Consider the following 2,705-nt stretch of genomic DNA (forward strand, 5'->3'; position numbering starts at 1 on the left):
TTTGTGGTATACAAGGCAAAAAATGACGTGCTGGACGGCATTCGCGTTACCGCGTCCCTGCTTAGGGCGGGGCGCGTGTTGATCGGCGACCGCTGTCAGGCACTTATCGGCGAGATGCAGGCGTATTCCTGGGACGACAAAGCCAGCGGCGACGCTGTGATCAAGGAGTTCGACCATGCGTGCGACGATATGAGATATTTTTGCAATACAATTTTGCGGCGGGAATTCCGCTGGGAAAGCTGGGGTGTCAAATGATCTGCCCATATATTTTAAGCCAGAAAACAGAGGTGCAAGCCGTGCATGAATACGATGACGACGGGCGCAATGTGGTCGATTCCCAGGTCGATAACATTACATATACCCCGGCAAAATGCCTGCGGGAAGGCTGCGGGGCTTGGCGAAAAGGCCGATGCCAGTATTACGGCAGCTAGGAGGGAGCATGTTCGAACGGATGCGAAAATGGATAAACTCAGTAAAATACACCATTCTGCCGGTGGCGACCATCCAGGAGGCGCTTGGGGCTGAGCTGGCGGTGTCCACCGACATGGCAAACGCCATTGATCTGTGGGACGATATGTTTCGGGATGAAGCGCCGTGGCTGTTTGATCCGCGCCGCCCGTCCGAAAGCCTGGGGCTTCCTGCGGCAATTGCAAGCGAGATGGCCCGGCTGGTTACCATCGAGATGGAGTCAGAGGTAACCGGGTCGCCCCGGGCGGATTACCTCAACGCGCAGTATCAGCCGGTGTTGGATCGTCTGCGGCAAAGCATCGAGTTTGGCATCGCAAAGGGCGGGCTGATATTCAAGCCGTATATCGACGGCGGCAATATCGTGGTGGACTATTCCCAGGCGGACAGCTTTTACCCCACTGCTTTTGACAGCTCCGGGCGGTTGTCCGGGGTTGTTTTTATCGAGCAAATCGTCCGTAAAGACAAGCTGTACCGCCGTTTGGAATACCACCACCTAGAGCCCGAGGGATGCGTGATCGAGCATAAGGCTTATGTCAATTCCGCCTTAGCGGGTACAAATCAAGTGATGCTTGGCAAGCCGATCCCTCTCACAGACGTGGACGAGTGGGCAGGCCTGTCGCCGTCTCTCACCATCCAGCACGTGGACCGGCTGCTTATGGGCTTTTTCCGCATGCCTCTGGCCAACGCGGTGGACTCCCGCTCGCCGCTGGGGGTGTCCTGCTACTCCCGGGCGGTAAACCTGATCCGTCAAGCAGACGAGCAGTGGGCACGGATTATGTGGGAGTTTGAGGGTTCCGAACTGGCCGTTCACGCCGACCAGACGCTGTTTAAGCGGGATTCGTTTGAGCAATGGGGCCTGCCTGCCGGCCGTGATCGGCTGTACCGCACGGTCCACGGCATAGACATGGATAAGCCTCAATTTGATATCTTTTCCCCGGCTATCCGGGATTCTTCGCTTTTTAACGGCCTTAATAATATCCTCAAGCGGATCGAGTACCAATGCGCTTTGGCCTATGGCACCCTGTCCGACCCCCAGAACGTGGATAAAACCGCCGAGGAAATCAGGGCCAGCAAACAACGATCTTATGCCACGGTCAAGGACACCCAGAAATCCTTGCAATCTGCCTTGGATGATCTGGTGTATGCGATGGACGTATGGGCCACCGTCGGCGGATTAGCACCTCCTGGCGCATACGAGACGGCATATGATTGGGACGACAGCATCATCAACGACCCTGTTGCCCGCAAGCAGATGTTTTGGGGGTATGTGCAGGCGGGCAAGTTCCCGGCCTGGCGGTACTTCCGGGATTTTGAGGGGTATAGCGAGGACGACGCCAAGCAGATCATGACGGAAATGGAGGGGGCCAGCCTCAATAACCCCTATGGGTTTGGCGGTGGCGCGTAATGCTGACGCCCGAATATCTTGACGACATCGGCAACGCGGCAATCGAGCTTTATACCGAGCTTGACGAGCGGATCGCGCGGGATATTGCCCGCCGCCTAGTAAAGTCGGGGGCTGTGACCAGCACCGCACAGTGGCAAGCCTTGATGATGCAGGAAAGCGGGGTACTGTATGATGACATTATCGCGATGGTTGCGCAGTATTCGGACGCCTCCGAATCTCAGGTTCGGGCGTTGTTTGAGGATGCCGGCGTCAAAGCCGTGGATGCCGACCTGGCCATATATCAAGCTGCCGGGTTATCTGCGCCGCCGCTACGGATGTCGCCCGCCGCCCTGCGGATCCTTAATGCGGGGTTGGTTAAGACAAACGGGCACTTGCGAAACCTGACCATGACCACCGCATCACAGACGCAGCAGGCGTTTATTCAAGCGGTTACCATGGCAGAAATGCAGGTGGAGAGCGGCGCGTTTGACTACGTGACCGCGATCCGTCAGGCGGTGCGTAACGCTGCCGGCGGTGGGGCGTGGGTGTCCTATCCCTCCGGCGCGAGAAGCCGTCTGGATGTGGCGGCGCGGCGCGCGGTGTTGACTGGAGTGGGACAGACAGCGGCGCAAATCGGTCTTGCCTATGCGGATGACATGGGCTGTGATCTGGTGGAGACTACCGCACACGCCGGAGCACGACCATCTCATATGGTATGGCAAGGCAGAGTTTTTAGTCGGTCCGGGCGCGGCAAATATCCAGACTTTGAGCAATCAACCGGTTATGGGACGGGGGCGGGCCTCTGCGGTTGGAATTGCCGGCACTCGTTTTTCCCCTATTTCGAGGGCTTGTC

3 protein-coding genes and 1 pseudogene are annotated in these 2,705 nt (G+C 57.6%); all 4 read left to right on the forward strand.

The window, feature by feature from the left end:
• A pseudogene (locus WMO26_RS13390) lies at positions 1-255 on the forward strand (PBSX family phage terminase large subunit); the annotation flags it as partial.
• A complete protein-coding gene (locus tag WMO26_RS13395; RefSeq protein ID WP_349221136.1) occupies positions 252-431 on the forward strand; it encodes a hypothetical protein in 180 nt (59 codons plus the stop codon). The pseudogene WMO26_RS13390 and the gene WMO26_RS13395, both read left to right, overlap by 4 nt.
• An 8-nt stretch (positions 432-439) precedes the next feature.
• Positions 440-1,873, forward strand: a complete 1,434-nt coding sequence (locus tag WMO26_RS13400) for a phage portal protein (RefSeq protein WP_349221137.1) — start codon at positions 440-442, stop codon at positions 1,871-1,873.
• Positions 1,873-2,705 (forward strand): phage minor capsid protein (locus tag WMO26_RS13405; protein WP_349221138.1); only part of this gene is annotated, 833 nt, incomplete at its 3' end. The genes WMO26_RS13400 and WMO26_RS13405, both read left to right, overlap by 1 nt.

Source organism: Solibaculum intestinale (assembly GCF_040096205.1).
Lineage (GTDB): Bacteria > Bacillota > Clostridia > Oscillospirales > Acutalibacteraceae > Solibaculum_A > Solibaculum_A intestinale.